Raw genomic sequence first — 14,631 nt, 5'->3', positions numbered from 1 at the left:
CGAATGGTTGCTGCAGCGCAATCCCACGGCCAAGGTCATCATTGTTGACCCCAAGGACGCATTCGTCACCGATGAAACGATGATGCTGGGCTGGCATCGTCTCTACGGCTTTACCCTGCCCGACGACTATGCAAAAAAAATAAGCGAAAAGGTAGAACTGCATCCCAGCGCGAAGCCCAGCATGATCAGCTGGATTCGCGCCAAGGAAGGCGGCCGCCTCCTCCGGCTCGATGCCAAACGCATGCAGGTGCAGACCGAGGGCGGCACGCTGCAGGCAGATGTCATCAACATCATTCCCCCGATGCGCGCTGGCGCCATCGCACGCAGCTTCGGCTTGGCCGACGACAGCGGTTTTTGTCCCATCGAGCGGCGCACATTCGCCTCGACGCGGGTGCCGAATGTGCATGTGATTGGCGACGCCAGCATCGCCGACGCGATGCCCAAGAGCGGCTTTTCCGCCAACACCCAGGCCAAAGTGGTCGCGCGAGCTGTCGTCGAGGAACTGGCGGGTCGCCAAGCCCCCGAGCCGCTGTGGGAAAACACCTGCTACGCACTGGCTGGAAAAGACTATGGCTTGTTCGTAGCCGATGTGTTTCGCATCCAACCCGATGGCAAGATCGGCCGCGTCAACGGCAAGGCACGCTATTTGCCGCTGGATGCTTCGCCGGTACAAATTCGGCTGGGGGCGCGCTACCAGCAGGCGTGGCTGCGCACCTTTACCCAAGACTGTTTTGCTTGATGCGAAAGGGAATGCACATGCAACGCTTGATCGTCCCCTGGCTGACTGCAGTAGCATTGCTGGGTACCAATGGCTTGGCGCATGCGGCTGGCGCACATACGACCAGCGCTGCCGAATGGACCAGCGCGAGCCTGCGGCAAGCCTTATCGGCGCTGCCTGCAGCCGACCCCAGGCGCGGTGAACAGGTGCACCAGCGGATGTTTTGTGCCTCGTGCCATGGTGAGGCCGGTGTGGCGCCGACCCAAAATTGGGCGCACTTGGCGGGCCAAAAAGCCAGCTACACGGCCAAAATGCTGCTGGACTACCAGCAAGGCCGCCGTCTTGAGACTCAGGGTGCGCAACTGATGCGCGATGTCGCGCAGATGCTCTCACCGCAACAGATCGCGGATGTGGCAGCCTACTACGCCAGCTTGCCACCACCGCGACCGGAGCAGGCGGCGCGTGCAGGGAAAGACACCACAACCCAGGTTGCGGAGCAACTGGTGCGTCGAGGCGATCCACAACGCCTGATCACACCGTGTGCCAGCTGCCATGGTGTCGCTGGTCAAGGCGGTAAGCTAGAAGCGCCGGCGTTGGCAGGCCAAAATCCGCTGTACTTTGTGCGCACGATGTTGCACTACCACGGTGGACAACGCAACAACGACGTCGCCAAAGGCATGCGTTTTTTTGCTGAGCGGCTCAGCCGCTCCGAAATCGAGGCGTTGGCCCGTTATTACGCCGATCTCGGCGTCGAACGTCGGCGTTAGGTGGGGCGCGGGCCTGCCGCGGGCTGCGGCCTAGCCCAGCAGCCCGTGCGCTTTGAGCTTGCGATACAAGGTTCGCTCACTGATGCCGAGTCGAGCCGCCAGCATCGCACGGCTGCCTGGGTATTCCTGCAAGGCGCGCTGCAGCATGTCGCGCTCTTGCTCGCGGCGTGCACGCGGCAGTGCCTCGGTGCACGCGGCCTCGGCGTCGGTCTTCGATGTCACCGGCGTCCGTGGCGGCATCGGCAGGGCGCGGTTGGCCGCACCCGCACAGCTGGCGCTCAGGGCTTCCTGGGCATGCTCTGGCAAGATTTCATCACCGTCGCACCACAGGGCGGCATGCTCGAGGATATTGCGCAGCTCTCGGACATTGCCTGCAAAGGGATGAGCCAGCAACAACGCCAGCGCTTCGGGATGCAGGCTCAGGCGCCGCTGAGGCAGCATGCGCTGCAGCAGAGCCGCTGCCAGCAAGGGGATGTCTTCGCGTCGCTCGCGCAGTGGCGGCAAATGGATGGGAAAGGTCGACAAGCGGTAGTACAAATCCTCGCGAAACCGATTTTGCTGCATCAGCGCATCGAGGTCGCGGTGGGTGGCCGCTATGACCCGCACATCGGTGCGTCGCAACTCGGTGCTGCCGACGCGGCGGAATGTGCCAGACTCCAACAACCGCAGCAGTTTGACCTGCATCGACAACGGGATATCGCCCACCTCGTCCAAAAACAGCGTGCCGCCGTTGGCCACCTCGGCGAGCCCGATCTTGGCATGCGTGGCGCCGGTGAAAGCGCCCTTTTCGTGCCCAAAAACCTCCGACTCGAACAGCGCCTCGGGAAGGCTGGAACAATCCACAACCACCAGCGCACGCGCAGCGCGCGGGCTGCCCTCGTGGATGGCCCGCGCCACCAGCTCTTTGCCCGTGCCGGACTCGCCCAACAGCAGGACATTGGCTTGCGATGGCGCCACGCGCGCCACACGCGCGAGCATACGCTGAAACGCTGGCGAGCGGCCCACCAGGGCTATTTCCTCGCCTGCGCGCGGATGAACGCTGGGCAGCGCAGCCATCTTCTCGACGAAATAGTTCAGCTGTCCCTGCCCATCAGGCAGCGGGGTCAGCTCGATGTTCACATACTCCTCGCCCTTGGGGGTGTGATGCAAATGCAGGACGCGCTCGCGGGCATGGGAGCGCAATGACTGCGCCAGCGGACACGACTCACCGGCTTGATCGCATGGCCGATCGAAATGGTGGGAAACTTCAAAGCAGCGCCGTCCGACCACCTCTTGCTGCGGACTGAATGCGAGTCGATATGCGCTGTTGGCCGCCAAGATGCGGTACTCGCGGTCGAACAAAATATGGGGCTCTGGCAAGCTTTCGAGGAAGGCAGCGAGTTCGGGCAGCGGATTCATAAAGACCATCCTTTAACATCTGCCATGATTGTCTGCCAAATGGCGACACCAAACCGGTGTTGGGGATATCTGGCGACCTTGCGCTGGGATGCGCGGCTGCCATCCGGTTGGCACGCATCCTGCATCTGCCGCAGCCAGAGCGAAACGTGGCCGTCTGTTGCGGCCACATGTGGAGTTGGTTTTGCACCCGTCTGAGGAGGTCTCTGTGACGATCCCACCGACCACCCCCTATGCGGCACTCGGCGGCGAGGCTGCCGTACGGCGTTTGGTGAACCGCTTCTATGATCTGATGGATGAGTTACCCGAAGCCTGGGGTGTGCGCAAGCTGCATCCACCCAGCCTGGACGTTGCGCGTCAGAGCCTGTTCGAGTTCCTATCAGGCTGGTTGGGGGGGCCGCCGCTGTATACCCAGAAACGAGGCCCTGCGCGCCTGCGCATGCGCCACCTGCCGTACGCGATCGGGGCATCAGAGCGCGATCAGTGGATGTTGTGCATGCGTTTGGCACTGGCGGAGGAAGTTGGCGACGAAAATTTGCGTCGCGCTCTGGAGCAAGCGCTGCAGCAACTGGCGGACCACATGGTCAATGTAACCACCGCTGCAACGGCCTGAGGCGGCCTTGTGGCGCGCAGACCCCGGCCAAATTCCGGCGTAGGCGCGCCACAGTCAATAGCCACTGTCGTAGCCAGCCAAATTCTCGAAGCGCGTCAGCGCGCTCAAAAACGCCAGTTTGACGGTGCCCGTCGGGCCGTTGCGTTGCTTGCCGATGATGATCTCGGCGACGCCTGGCTCTCGACACTGATCCTTGGTGTAGTACTCGTCGCGGTAGATGAACATGATGATGTCCGCGTCCTGCTCGATCGCCCCCGACTCGCGCAGATCTGACATCATCGGGCGCTTGTCGGTGCGCTGCTCCACGCCGCGGTTGAGCTGTGACAACGCGATCACTGGGCACTGCAGCTCTTTGGCCAGCATCTTCAGCCCGCGCGAAATTTCACCCAGCTCGGTGGCGCGGTTTTCCTCACTCGAACCCGAACCGTTCATCAGCTGCAGATAGTCCACCACGATCAAGCCGAGCTTGCCGCATTGGCGTGCCAGCCGGCGTGCATTGGCGCGCAGCTCCGACGGCGTCAAGCCCGGGGTCTCGTCGATGTAGAGCGAGACATGGCGCAGCTTTTCGATCGCCTCGGTCAGGCGTGGCCATTCGTCCGGTGCGAGCCTGCCCGTGCGCAGATGGCTTTGGTTGATGCGGCCGATCGAACCGACGACCCGCACCGCCAACTGAGCGGCGCCCATTTCCATCGAAAATACTGCCACCGGCAATCCTTCATGCAAAGCGACGTGCTCGGCGATGTTGATGGCGAAGGCCGTCTTCCCCATGCTCGGGCGTGCCGCCAGCACGATCAGATCGCCCGGCTGCAGGCCGGCGGTCATGCGATCCAGATCGATGAAGCCAGTGGGCACCCCGGTGATGTCGTTGGGGTTGTCGGCCATCTCCTGCACACGGTCGAGCAGTTCCACCACCAGCTTGTCCATGGATTGGAAGCCCTGCTTCATCCGGCTGCCTTCCTCGCCGATGGACAGGATCTTTTGCTCCGCTTCGTCCAGGATGGTGGCCACTGACTTGCCTCGCGGCGCAAACGCTTGCGAAGCAATGTCGTCGCTGACGGCAATCAGCTTGCGCAGGATCGCGCGCTCGCGCACGATCTCTGCGTAACGACGGATGTTGGCCGCGCTGGGCACGAACTGCGCGAGCTGGTTTAGGTAGGCCAGCCCCCCCACGTCGTCGGCGCGACCCAGGCTCGACAGGTGCTCATACACCGTGATCACGTCGGCCGGCTTGTTGGCATTGACCAAGGTAGCGATCGACTCGAACACGCGCCGGTGCTCGGGACGATAGAAATCGGTCTCGGTCAGCAGATCCGCCACGCGGTCCCAGGCTCCGTTGTCGAGCAACAGCCCTCCCAACACGCTGGACTCCGCTTCCAGCGAGTGTGGCGGCACCCGCAACTGGGTCAGTTGCGGGTCATCGTATTCGGGAACGACCGCATCGGTCAGCGGGGGATAGGACGATTCGTGGATCATGAGACCGGATTGTGGCAGCACCCTCTCGGCACGGCCACGGACAACGCCGATCGCAAAAACACAAAGGCCCGAAGGGTGCTTCGGGCCTTTGCGCACGGGATGCCTGGTAGGCGCGATTGGACTCGAACCAACGACCCCCACCATGTCAAGGTGGTGCTCTAACCAGCTGAGCTACGCGCCTGTCTTGTCTGAGCAAATCGATGCATCGACAGACCCGAGATAATAACAGAAAAAGAGGCTTTCCATCAGCGGCGCCAAACTTTCTGCACGCCCGGCACGTCCGCCAGCACCGACATGACGCGGCTGACGCGAGTCGCGTCGCTCACCTCAACGGTAAAGGTCATCCACGCCACGCCTTTGACGGATTGGGTTTGCACGCCGATGACGTTGATCTTCTCGCGCGCAAAAGCCTCCGAAATGTCGCGCAACAGGCCCTGCCGGTCCTGCGCCTGCACGCCCACGTCCACCGCATACACGGGGGCATGGGGACCGACGGGAGGGCTGCCAGACCACTCCACTTCGATCACCCGACCAGGCTGGCGGCGGGCCAGGGCCAAAAAATCGGGGCAGTCGGCGCGGTGCACACTTACGCCCTTGCCACGGGTGACGAAGCCGCGAATGTCGTCGGGCGGCGCAGGCTTGCAGCAGCGCGCCAGCGTGGTCATGAGCGCCCCCACCCCCACCACCAGCACGCCACCGGAGCGTCCGCCGGGCTGAGTGCGCGCCTTTTTCAGCACCAGTTCATCGGGCGCTGGCGTCGGCTCGGCGCGATGGAGCCGCTGCTCGATGGCGCGCAGCGTCAAAGCCTCCTTGCCTACGGCTTCGAACAGGTCGTCCGGGGTCTCGAACCCCAGCTCTAGCGCCAGGTCGTCGAGCTTGACGGCGGTTTTGCCCTCGCGCTGCAGCACCCGTTCGACCTGCTCGCGGCCGCGTGCGATGTTGTCGGCCGCGGCCTGCGCATTGAACCAGGCGCGCACCTTGGCCTTGGCGCGGTGACTGACCAGATAGCCTGCCTCGGGGTTGAGCCAATCGCGCGACGGCCCGCCGTCTTTGGCTGCCAGAATTTCCACTGTCTGGCCGTTGGCCAGCGGGGTGTTCAGGGGCACCATCTGCCCATCGACGCGCGCGCCACGGCAGCGATGACCTAAATCGGTGTGCACCGCGTAGGCAAAATCGACCGGCGTGGCTCCTTTGGGCAACTCGACGATGGCCGCCTGCGGGGTGAGCACGTAGATGCTGTCGTCGAACAAGCCGTGCGACAGGCCGCTCAAGTCGCGCTGCCAGGCCAGCAGCTGGCGCAGCACTGCGATCTTGGCGTCATACGCGGAGCCAGCCGTCACGCCCGCGTAGCCCTTGGTGCCGGCCTCCTTGTAGGCCCAGTGCGCCGCCACCCCATGTTCGGCATGCTCGTGCATGGTGCGCGTGCGGATCTGGATCTCGAAGGCGCGCCCCCGCTCGTCACGCACCACGGTGTGCAGCGACTGATAGCCATTGGGCTTGGGTTTGGCGATGTAGTCATCGAATTCATCGGGCACCGGCGAGAACTGCGCGTGCACCCACGCCAGCACCCGGTAACAGTCGTCAACGGTCTCCACGATCACGCGCAGCGCCCGCAGGTCGTAGACCTGATCGAAATCGAGGGCCTTGCCGCGCATCTTCTTGACGATGCTGTAGATGTGCTTGGGCCGCCCTTGAACCTGCGCCGTCAAGCCGAGGGCTGCCAGCTCGCGCTCCAGGCGTTGGCGCACCTGCTCGACAAGGGTCTCACGCTCAGCCCGTTTTTCGTCGAGAAGGCTGGCGATGCGCTTGTAAGTGTCGGGTTCCAGAAAGCGGAAAGCCAGATCTTCCAGCTCCCACTTGAGCTGCCAGATGCCTAGGCGGTTGGCCAGCGGGGAAAACACCTGCAATGACTCGGCGGCGAGCGCCCGCTCCGGCGGACGTTTGACGGCAGCGCAGTAGCGCAGCGTCTGCAACCGCGAGGCCAGCCGCAGCAGTACCACACGCAGGTCGCGCGAGAAGGCCAGCAGCATCTTGCGCACATTTTCGGTCTGGGCGGCATCCAGCGCGGACGCGGCGGCGTTGGCTGGCGCGCTGCGCTGGCGCGCCTGGCGCTGCAATTGGATGAGCTTATTGGTCTCGATGGCGACATCGGCGAATGCTTCACCGAACGCCCTTGCGATCATTTCGCGCGGGCGCGCGAGATAGGGGCTGGCATACACCAAGTACACACAGGCTTGCAAATCGGGCGTGCCGCCGATGCGGCCCAAGATCTGGACCACGGCATCGGCATGGTCGAGCGTCGGCTCGCCGCTGTCCAACGCCTCGCCGCTGAGCAAGGGCTCGGCAAACGCCCGGGCGCGCTGCAGAGCGCGGCCGTCGCTGTTGGCTGGCGCAGCCAGCGCAGACGTGATCGCCGGGGCCGTACCGGGGGCTTCGTCCGCTTCGAGGATGCGACTGATCATGCTGCCAGCAGGAAGTCCTGCACGACCTGTACCTGGTCCTGCTGCACCAGCGTCGGGGCGTGTCCCACCCCAGCGAACTCCACCAGCCGCGCGCGCGGACCGCGCTGCGTCATGGCAACGGCCGTGGCACGGGACAGCAGATCCGACTCGGCCCCGCGCAGCAGCAGCGTGGGGCAGGTGATGGCGTCGTACATCGCCCACAGGCTTGCCTCGCCCATCTGTTGTGCTGCAGAGCGGGCCTGGGCTGCGGCGACGGGGTCTGCAGCCTGGGCTGCGCGCTCGATCTCCAGCAAGGCGCGAAACGGCACCGCGATGGCGGGATCGTAGTGTAGCGTCCATCCCCCGGCGACCGGCCGCAGCATGGGGCGCGTGAGCGCCAGCCACTGCTGTGGCGTGTGCGGACCAAAGGTGCGGGACACCTCCCAGAGCGCATCCGCTGCCGCCTGCTCGCTGGGGTAGACGGTTCTCTGGCCCAGATACTGCGCGATGCGCTCCAGCGAAGCCCGCTCGATCACCGGCCCGACATCGTTGAGCACGAGGCGGCGCAAACCCATGGCGGGCTGCGACGCCAGCGCCATGCCAATCAACCCACCCATGCTGGTGCCTACCCAGTCGATCCGCAACGCAAGCGGCTCGCAGGCGCCAGCCGCTGCGGCGTAGCGCTGCCGCAAGTGGGCCAGTAACGCCGCCAGATCGCTGACGTACGTCGGAATTTGGTAGGCCATCGGGTCGTCGAGCCAGTCACTCAAGCCGCGGCCGGCCACATCCACGCACACGACAGCCATGTGCGGCGCCAGCGCCTGCGCCAGCATATCGAAGTCGCGCGCCTGACGCGACAGGCCGTGCACGCACACGACGAGATGGGTGGGGTGGGCGGCTCCGGTGGCGTTCCACTCCCACCAGGCGATGCGACGGGGCCCGCCATGTGCAGCGCGGGGGCCAGGGACGGCCAGGTGATGCAGCGTCGGTTCCATGGGCATGTGTAGCGGATAATTCGTGCAGCTTCGTCGACGTCGATCACCACATCGTAAAGGAATGGGAGCGCTCATCATGCTAGAGCACAAGACGGCCCTCGTCACCGGATCCACCAGCGGCATTGGGCTGGGCATCGCCAAGGCCCTGGCCCGCCAAGGGGCCAACATCGTCCTCAACGGTTTCGGCGATGTCGATGGGGCGCGGGCGGAAATCAGCGCTTTGGGCGCAGACGTGTTCTACCACGGCGCCGACATGAGTCGCCCAGCCGAGATCGAGGATATGATGCGCGCCGCCGCCGAACGCTTCGGCCGCGTGGACATCCTGGTCAACAATGCCGGCATTCAGCACGTAGCGGCGATCGAGGATTTCCCGCCCGAGCGCTGGGACGCCATCATCGCAATCAATCTGAGCAGCGCCTTCCATACCACCCGGCTGGCGCTGCCCGCCATGAAGGCTGCCAACTGGGGGCGTATCATCAATATTGCGTCGGTGCACGGCCTGGTGGCGTCGGCGCAAAAGTCCGCCTACGTCGCCGCCAAACATGGCATCGTCGGACTGACCAAAGTCGTGGCGCTGGAGACGGCGACCACCGGCGTCACTTGCAATGCCATCTGCCCGGGCTGGGTGCTGACGCCGTTGGTACAAAAGCAGGTCGATGCCAAGGCCGCGGCATTGGGCGTCAGCAACGAGGAGGCGACGCGGCTGCTGCTAGGGGAAAAGGAGCCCTCGATGCAGTTCACCACGCCCGAGGAATTGGGTGAACTCGCGGTGTTTTTCTGCTCGCCGGCAGCCAACAATGTGCGCGGTGCCGCCTGGAACATGGACGGCGGCTGGGTTGCGCAGTGACGCGCTGGGGCACTGCAGCGGCAGCGCCACAATCCGGCTGATTCGATCCGCTGGCCGGCATGGTCACTGCGGGTTTTTTCGCGCCACAATGCCTGCATGAATACGCGCCGCCCGGACCGCCTCGTGATCGTCGACGACGATGCCCGTATCCGCGAACTGTTGCACCGTTACCTGAGCCAGGAGGGCTTCGAGGTGCTGCTGGCCGAAAACGGCCAGCGCCTGGACCGCCTGCTGCTGCGCGACCCGGTGGACCTGATCGTGCTCGACCTGATGCTGCCGGGCGAGGACGGGCTGTCCATCTGCCGGCGCCTGCGTGCCAGCGGTAACCGCACACCGATCATCATGCTCACCGCCAAGGGCGAGGACGTCGATCTCATCGTCGGCCTCGAGCTGGGCGCCGACGACTATCTGCCCAAGCCGTTCAATCCGCGCGAGCTGCTGGCGCGCATCCATGCCGTCCTGCGCCGCCGCCCCCACCCCGAGGCCCCGGGAGCCGCTGCTGCAGACAAGGCGATGGTGCACTTTGGTCCGTTCGTGTTTGATCTGGGCCAGCGCATCCTCACCCGCAACGGCGCCGAAGTGCCGCTGACGACGGGCGAGTTTGCCATGCTCAAGGCGCTCGTGCGCCACCCGCGCCAGCCCATGTCGCGCGACAAGCTGGCGCAACTGGCGCGCGGGCGGGAGTTCGAGCCCTTCGATCGCAGCCTGGATGTACAGGTTTCGCGCCTGCGCAAGCTGATCGAGCCCGATCCTGCCAACCCGCGCTACATTCAGACGGTCTGGGGGGTGGGTTACATGTTCGTGCCGGACGACTGATGAGCCTGTTTTGGCGCAATTTTCTGCTGCTGTCGGGCTTGTTGCTGCTCAGCGTGCTGGCGTGGTTTCAGACCTTTCGCACACTGGAGCAAGAGCCCCGTGCCCTGCAGAGTGCCCAAGCCTTGGCGTCGCTGGTCAATTTGACGCGTGCGGCCCTCATCTACACCGACCCCATCGCCCGCGTGGCGTTGGTCAAGACCCTGGTGGACGAGGAAAATGTGCGAATTGCGGTGCGCGACGCACACGACACCTACACCCCCTTTGAGGCCGACTCGGCTGGTCACCGGGTCGCCTCGGCCCTGGTCGAACGCCTGGGCCCCGGAACGATCGTGGCGCGCGAGGTCAATGGATTCGATGGGTTGTGGATCGGCTTTGCCATCGAGGGGGAGAAGTACTGGCTGCTGGCCGATCCATCGCGGCTGGACACTGTGCGCGGGCGTACTTGGCTGGCCTGGTTGGCGACGGCGTTTGGATTGTCGATGGTTGGCGCGGCGGCAATCACGCGCTTGATCAACCAGCCCCTGCAACGACTCGCGCAGGCCGCTGCGCGGGTGCGCGACGGTGATTTCGACGGCGCACGGCTGGACGACGCCCTGCCCACGCGTGAAATCGCGGGTGTCAACCGGGCCTTCAACCGCATGGCCGAGCAGCTCGCCCGTGCCGAGGCGGACCGGCGCCTGATGCTCGCGGGCATCTCGCATGACCTGCGCACGCCGCTGGCACGGCTGCGACTGGAAATCGAAATGGGGGTGCCAGACGCTACTACGCGAGCCCGGATGGTCGATGATTTGACAGACGTGGACACCATCATCGGTCAGTTTCTGGATTACGCACGTGAGCAGCCCGCCTGCCTGCAGGCCACACCGATCACCGCTGCGCTGCAGCGGGCTGCCGCCCCCTATCGCCAGCGCGACGACGTCGAGCTGCGCATGCACGCCCCAGAAGGGTTGCACGCCATGGCAGACGCTGCGGCCTTGCAGCGTGTACTGACCAACCTATTCGAGAACGCGACGCGGCATGGCCGCAGCGCCGATGGCCGAGTGCGTATCGATATCCAGGTCGCGCGGCGGGGCGAATGGATCGAGCTCGCGCTGCGCGACCATGGTCCGGGCACCACACCGCAGGCGCTGCCACGGCTGACGGATCCCTTCTTTCGCGCAGAAAGCGCTCGTACCGCCCCGGGCAGCGGCCTGGGCCTGGCGATCGTGCGGCGTGCGCTGGAGCGCATGGGGGGCGACTGCCATATCCGTAATGCCGATGGGGGGGGGCTATCGGTGACGCTGCGGCTGCGGCCAGCTTGAGCCGTTTGCGCCCGCAGCAGCAGCGGCTTCAGGCGCGCGGCGCGCGCTGCAACAGCGCCACCGCGCGCGCCTCGATGCACAAACCCTGGCCCGCGGGCCCCAGCCGTTCGGCGGTCTTGGCTTTGACGTTGACGGCCTGTGGCGGCAAGTCCAAACAAGCGGCGATCTGGGCCTGCATGGCGGCGCGATAGGGGCCCAGACGCGGCGCCTGAGCAATGACGGTGGCATCGACATTGACCAGCTGCCACCCCCGTTCACGAACGGCGGCATGGGCCTCGGCCAACAACTGCACCGAATCCGCACCGCGCAAGCGCTCGTCCGTATCGGGAAACCAGGCGCCAATGTCGCCCAAACCCGCCGCGCCCAACAGCGCGTCTGTGATGGCGTGCAGCAGCGCATCGGCGTCGGAGTGGCCCAGCAGGCCGCGGTCGAATGGAATCTCCACCCCGCCGAGCACCAGGCGCCGGCCAGGCACCAGGGCATGGACATCCCAACCCTCGCCAATACGCCAAGCCGGTGCTTCGGCTTCGGTCAGCAGAGCCTGAGCCACGACAAAATCCTCCGGGTAGGTGAGCTTGAAATTGTGGCTGCTGCCGCGCACCAGCCGCGGGCGAGCGCCACGGCGCTCCAGAGCGCTGGCCTCGTCCGTGATCCCGGAAAAACCCGTGTCGCGGTGGGCCAAAAGGGCGTCGCGCAAAGCCCCCAAGCGAAACATCTGCGGGGTCTGCGCCAGCCATTTGCCCTCTCGCGGCAGGGTCCGTTCGACACCACCGTCGGGACCCTCCTCCTTCAGCGTATCCGCCAACGGCACCGCAAGCAGTCCGCCCACGGGGTCGTCGCGACAGGCGTCGATCAGGGCCTGGATGTCTGCCGGCTGCACCAGACAACGCGCCGCATCATGCACCAATACCCAATCGTGATCGCGCGCACCCGCTTGGGCCAGCGCCACCAAGCCGTTGAGCACGCTCTCGGCGCGGGTAGCGCCCCCCACGCGCCAGGTGCGGACCCTCACATCCTGGCTGACCGGGGTATTGTCGAGCGGTGCCAGCACCACCCCGATGCCGACCAGATCCATCACCGCCGTCAGGGCGGCCAGCGTGTGATCGATCACCCGACGCCGCGCAATCACGTGGTATTGCTTGGGCGTGCTCAGGCCCGCTCGGCTACCGCTGCCAGCCGCCGGAACCAGCGCATAGCAGCGCGACGGACCTTGTGCGTCCGAGGGCCATGGCATCCAGACCTGGCTGGGCGCCAGACGCGAGGTATTCGGACTGTTAACCCTGTCTGGGCAAGCGGCTGCGTCCTGCAGACCGGGGAGGGATAGCGCCGACCGCATGGCGGTCGTGACAGCATTGCAAGATGGAAGCATTTTGTCTGTAATGCGGATTATGAAACTGGCGCTGCATACGCAACGGTTGCCAACGCCCGATCAGGTTTGCGTCCTTGGGCGACCATACGCGCCGTCACGATTCAGAAATGCGACGATGCCGCCTTGCGCGAACGGTTCTCGCTGTCTGCGCAGACGGCGGTGCGCTGTATCGCGCAGGCTTGCGAAGCCTACAAGCGCGACGAGACCAGGCGTCCCCGTTTCCGTCCGTTCGCGGCCGTTCCCCGCGACCAGCCCCTGATGAATTCCAAGGGGCCAGTGCGTGTGGTGTACCGCCGCCAAGGGACCGTGTGATCTCGCTCGTCGCAAGGACGGCAACCGGTATCCTTCTCGTGAAGGATACAAGATACAAAAGTCATATGCCGGGTTTCGCTGCGCGGCCTGCAGACAGGCCGACCGCGCGGATGTGAACGCGGCCCGCAACATCCGTTCCAGGGCCAGGGCGCTCGTCAACGCACCTCACGTCTCGGAACCGCAACCGCGGGCTCCGCCGTACAGGGACGAGCTCCCCCCTTCCGGGCTGGGGGGTTAACCGAAGGCATATCGCCGGATGAGTTCATCTTCGGTATCGGGTGGCAACGGTAGGCTTGCTTGCTCGCTTGGTGGCGGATAGGATCGGACGGTGCGGCATGCCGTCTCCTAAGTCTTGAAAACGAGGGATTTCGAGAGGCCGCACCAGACCACCGACGTATCACGCTCAATCAAGGCGTTGCGATTCTCGAAAATGGTTCTTGAAATGTTATTCTCGATCTCTCACCATTGCAATAGGCTTCGATACGGCAAGGCGCACCGTGAGACCCTCGCTCGCGCTTGACCTCAAGCGAATCGCCGTCCGTGAAGCGGTAAGCCGCTTTCACGCGGCGAATCCGCGCATCTTTGGTTCAGTGTTGCATGGCACTGACCGGGAAGGCAGCGACCTCGATCTGTTGGTCGATGCGCTGCCTGGCGCCACGTTATTGGATCTGGGCGATTTGCAAGAGGAGCTGCAATCGCTACTCGGTGTTCGCGTCGATTTGCTGACGCCCGACGATTTGCCGACGAAGTTCCGAGCCAAGGTGCTGGCGGAGGCGCAACCGTTATGAGTGAGAGCCGTCTTCCTGATTACATCGAGCACATACGACAAGCCGCAGCAGATGCATGCAGCTTCGTGGAGGGTCTGGGCAAAGATGATTTCCTCGCTGACAAGCGTACCCAACAAGCCGTCATCATGAACTTCATCATCATCGGCGAGGCGGCCACGAAGGTGATGGACGGCTACGCCGAGTTCACGCAGGCGCACCCCGAGATACCGTGGCGCAGCATGCGAAATATGCGCAATCGAATGGCCCACGGTTATTTCGACATCAACCTCGATGTAGTTTGGGAGACGGTACACGAATGGCTGCCGGCGTTGCTCAAGCAGTTGTCCGCCATGCGCCATGATGCCAACCATGAAGACCGTAAGGATCAAGGAACGGAGCCATAACCAAAGACAACAAGTCGCCGATGTTCGACCTCTGTGCAAGGTTCGCTCCGTCCACATATGAGCCGCGCTCTGGCAAGTCGGCCTCGATGTACGAGCGGATGGCCGAGCTAGCGGGAAAGCCGAATGCACAGGCTCAGACGATTATCGGAAGCGGCACCACGACGCTGCCGTCCCAATCCACCCGAGCGCAAGATCGAATCCGCCCAGAAGCTGCTGGCCAGCGGCGTGTCTGCTAAGGACATGCCAAGAACCTCGGTGTGTCCGTTATCCCGGCCAGCGGACAACCTCAAAGGCGGCCCGCGGCGGCGTTTTCTCTCAGTGTGATCTCGCTCGTCGCAAGGACGGCGAATGGTTCCTGCTCGTGAAGGATACAAGATACAAAAGTCATGTGCCGGGTTTCGCTGCGTGGCCTG

Annotated in this window: 13 protein-coding genes and 1 tRNA gene; 8 read left to right on the top strand and 6 right to left on the bottom strand. The window is 64.4% G+C overall.

Annotated features, from left to right (window positions below; genetic code table 11):
* Both P3W97_RS08755 and P3W97_RS08750 read left to right on the top strand, forming a co-directional pair.
* Nucleotides 1–739 (top strand): FCSD flavin-binding domain-containing protein (locus tag P3W97_RS08755; RefSeq protein WP_300845885.1); only part of this gene is annotated, 739 nt, incomplete at its 5' end.
* Entirely contained in the window at nt 739–1,485 is a 747-nt protein-coding gene (locus P3W97_RS08750; RefSeq protein WP_367184612.1) for a cytochrome c, read from the top strand. The genes P3W97_RS08755 and P3W97_RS08750, both read left to right, overlap by 1 nt.
* 30 nt (nt 1,486–1,515) lie before the next feature.
* Here P3W97_RS08750 and P3W97_RS08745 read toward each other — a convergent pair whose 3' ends face one another.
* Nucleotides 1,516–2,883: a sigma-54-dependent Fis family transcriptional regulator gene (locus P3W97_RS08745; protein ID WP_300845881.1), complete on the bottom strand. Its 1,368-nt coding sequence runs from the start codon at nt 2,881–2,883 to the stop codon at nt 1,516–1,518.
* Between the two features lie 205 nt (nt 2,884–3,088).
* On the opposite strand from P3W97_RS08745, the gene P3W97_RS08740 reads away from it, so the two are divergent.
* Entirely contained in the window at nt 3,089–3,493 is a 405-nt protein-coding gene (locus tag P3W97_RS08740) for a group II truncated hemoglobin (RefSeq protein ID WP_300845879.1), read from the top strand.
* 54 nt (nt 3,494–3,547) lie between these two features.
* On the opposite strand, the gene dnaB is transcribed toward P3W97_RS08740, so the two are convergent.
* The 4 genes from dnaB to P3W97_RS08720 form a co-directional block, all read right to left on the bottom strand.
* Nucleotides 3,548–4,966, bottom strand: coding sequence for a replicative DNA helicase (gene dnaB / locus P3W97_RS08735; RefSeq protein WP_300845878.1), 1,419 nt, complete (start codon nt 4,964–4,966; stop codon nt 3,548–3,550).
* Nucleotides 4,967–5,070: 104 nt separating this feature from the next.
* A tRNA-Val gene (locus P3W97_RS08730) sits at nt 5,071–5,147 on the bottom strand.
* A 64-nt stretch (nt 5,148–5,211) separates the two neighbouring features.
* Nucleotides 5,212–7,428 carry a bifunctional (p)ppGpp synthetase/guanosine-3',5'-bis(diphosphate) 3'-pyrophosphohydrolase gene (locus tag P3W97_RS08725; RefSeq protein ID WP_300845877.1) on the bottom strand — a complete coding sequence of 739 codons (2,217 nt, stop codon included), beginning with the start codon at nt 7,426–7,428 and terminating at the stop codon, nt 5,212–5,214.
* Nucleotides 7,425–8,402 carry an alpha/beta hydrolase gene (locus tag P3W97_RS08720; protein WP_300845875.1) on the bottom strand — a complete coding sequence of 326 codons (978 nt, stop codon included), beginning with the start codon at nt 8,400–8,402 and terminating at the stop codon, nt 7,425–7,427. The genes P3W97_RS08725 and P3W97_RS08720 overlap by 4 nt, the downstream gene beginning before the upstream one ends.
* A gap of 76 nt (nt 8,403–8,478) precedes the next feature.
* Here P3W97_RS08720 and P3W97_RS08715 point away from each other — a divergent pair, with 76 nt between their 5' ends.
* The 3 genes from P3W97_RS08715 to P3W97_RS08705 all read left to right on the top strand — a co-directional run bounded on the left by P3W97_RS08715 (nt 8,479) and on the right by P3W97_RS08705 (nt 11,366).
* Complete coding sequence (locus P3W97_RS08715; RefSeq protein WP_300845873.1) at nt 8,479–9,249, top strand: 3-hydroxybutyrate dehydrogenase; 771 nt, start codon at nt 8,479–8,481, stop codon at nt 9,247–9,249.
* A gap of 96 nt (nt 9,250–9,345) precedes the next feature.
* Entirely contained in the window at nt 9,346–10,065 is a 720-nt protein-coding gene (gene ompR, locus P3W97_RS08710; protein WP_300845871.1) for a two-component system response regulator OmpR, read from the top strand.
* Nucleotides 10,065–11,366, top strand: a complete 1,302-nt coding sequence (locus tag P3W97_RS08705) for an ATP-binding protein (RefSeq protein WP_300845869.1) — start codon at nt 10,065–10,067, stop codon at nt 11,364–11,366. The genes ompR and P3W97_RS08705 overlap by 1 nt, the downstream gene beginning before the upstream one ends.
* A 28-nt stretch (nt 11,367–11,394) precedes the next feature.
* Here P3W97_RS08705 and ispD read toward each other — a convergent pair whose 3' ends face one another.
* Nucleotides 11,395–12,600 (bottom strand): 2-C-methyl-D-erythritol 4-phosphate cytidylyltransferase, encoded by a 1,206-nt coding sequence (ispD, locus tag P3W97_RS08700; RefSeq protein ID WP_300845867.1) that lies wholly within the window; start codon nt 12,598–12,600, stop codon nt 11,395–11,397.
* A gap of 944 nt (nt 12,601–13,544) precedes the next feature.
* Here ispD and P3W97_RS08695 point away from each other — a divergent pair.
* Nucleotides 13,545–13,835 (top strand): nucleotidyltransferase family protein, encoded by a 291-nt coding sequence (locus P3W97_RS08695; RefSeq protein ID WP_300845865.1) that lies wholly within the window; start codon nt 13,545–13,547, stop codon nt 13,833–13,835.
* Entirely contained in the window at nt 13,832–14,218 is a 387-nt protein-coding gene (locus tag P3W97_RS08690) for a DUF86 domain-containing protein (protein ID WP_300845863.1), read from the top strand. The genes P3W97_RS08695 and P3W97_RS08690 overlap by 4 nt, the downstream gene beginning before the upstream one ends.
* Nucleotides 14,219–14,631: the final 413 nt, after the last annotated feature.

This window comes from Tepidimonas sp., assembly GCF_029335975.1.
Taxonomy (GTDB): domain Bacteria; phylum Pseudomonadota; class Gammaproteobacteria; order Burkholderiales; family Burkholderiaceae_C; genus Tepidimonas.
This window is presented reverse-complemented; position numbering and strand designations above follow the sequence as displayed.